Source organism: Vicinamibacterales bacterium, assembly GCA_041659285.1.
Lineage (GTDB): Bacteria > Acidobacteriota > Vicinamibacteria > Vicinamibacterales > UBA2999 > 12-FULL-67-14b.
Genome location: JBAZYO010000032.1, coordinates 1 through 1,781 on the forward strand (window position 1 = coordinate 1; position 1,781 = coordinate 1,781).

Below are 1,781 nucleotides of genomic sequence, written 5' to 3' on the forward strand. Positions count from 1 at the left end.
TTCTTGTTGTTTTTGGGATCGACCGCCAGCGAATTTATGCTGATCGTGCCCGGTGGCGAGGTGAGGTTGAGCGCTTTCCAGGTTTCGCCGCCGTCGGTCGATTTGAGGATGCCGTATTTGCACACATCGTAGAGGGTATTCGCATCCACCGGATCGACCACGACTTGATACACGCGCCGTCCATCCGCCAAATCATCGCCGAACTGCTTTTTTATCTTGACCCAAGTCTCGCCGCCGTCGGAAGTCCTCCAGATGCCTTCGCTCTTGGTGCCGACATAGACCGCGCGCGAATCCTTGGGATCCATGACCAGGCTCGTGACTTGAGCGCCCGGTTCGCGATGCACGTTTTGCCAAGACGCCGCCGCATTGTCGGAACGATAGACGTCGCCGTCGCTCGAACCGGCATACAGGATGGTCGGGTTATACCAATCCACCATGATGCGCGTGAGCACCAAATCGGTGCGCGGCTCGTACCACGGTTGAGTCCAATCGCGTCCGCAATTCTCGGTCTTGTAGACTTTATTGCCGCTGGTGACGTATTGGGTGCATTTATTCTTGGGATCGATGGCTACGGAGTTGGCCTTGGTCACGCCGGGGATCTTGCCCTGCAGCCACGAATCGCCGCCGTCCAACGAATAGACCAAGCCGAGTTCCGCGGTGGCCAGATAGATGGCGTTGCGATCCTGCGGGTCGAACTTCATGTCGAGGACCGAGAGTTGCGCGCCCGCGGCCGTGACTTTAGCGCCGTTCACCAGCGCTTTTTTGTTAGCCCAAGTCTGCCCGCGATCGGTCGTCTTCCAGACTCCCCCGTCGGGTCCTTTGGGAGCGGTGCTCGTGCTCGTGCAACCCGCGCCGAGAAGGGCGAAGGCGAAGGCAGTTGCGCTTAAGAGAAAAAGTTTTTTGAACATAGAGGTGGTTAAGTCGAGAGTTTAGAAGCTGGAAGCTGGAAGCTGGAATCTAGAAGCTGGAATTTCCAGAACCCTAGCTTCCAGATTCCAGATTCCAGCTTCTACTCATAATTGAAAGATACGCGGCAAAGCGGCGGGCAGGAAGCCGGGCATGAGACGCGCGAGTTCGCTCGTCGTGTCGCCTTCGAGCGCCAGGGCGCAAGACTCGAGCGCCAAGCGCGGCGAGACTGCGCCGCCGACGGCCCGCAGCGCCGTCAGCAATCCCACGCCTAATATGGAAGCGCGCCGTGGGTCGTCGAGCAAGCGGCGTCCCGTCTCTTGCATGGCAAAGATGATGGCTTCGCGCCAAGCCGCGGCGGAATCGGATTCGGATTCGCAAGCGCGAGCGAGCTCCTCGATGAGCATGAGCCGCGCCCCGGTGTTGCGCGCCGTCAGACATTGTCCGGCAAAAGCCGTGCCGCCGTTGGGGCGGATCTGGGGCGCGAGCGCCAAACCCGGACGGCCGCGTGCCGTGCGCGCCAAAACCATGGCGTCAGCTTGGGACATGCCGCGCGCCGCGAGTCCGCGCGCCAAAGTCTCAAGCGCCACGCTGAAGAACGGCAGGTTGACCGAGCGGCTGCGCACGGTCATGGGGATGCGGCCCAAATCTTCGACCACAAAGATGAAGACCGCGCCGGCGGGAGGCTCTTCGATCACTTTGAGCAGCGCGTTGGTGCCTGATTCGTTCAAGCGGTCGGCGTGAGGCACATAAGTCACGAGACGCAAGGCACGTGCCGGACGGAGCGAGACGCGTTCGCGCAAATCACGCACTTGTTCGACCGAGACTTGCGTCTTGCCCTCGTCGGCCTCGATGACCATCAGATCGGGGTGACT

2 protein-coding genes are annotated in these 1,781 nt (G+C 60.6%); both read right to left on the bottom strand.

The window, feature by feature from the left end:
• Positions 1–908: hypothetical protein (locus WC815_24035; protein MFA5911861.1), on the bottom strand; the 908-nt coding region annotated here is incomplete at its 3' end.
• Between the two features lie 105 nt (positions 909–1,013).
• Positions 1,014–1,781 (bottom strand): hypothetical protein (locus tag WC815_24040; GenBank protein MFA5911862.1); only part of this gene is annotated, 768 nt, incomplete at its 5' end.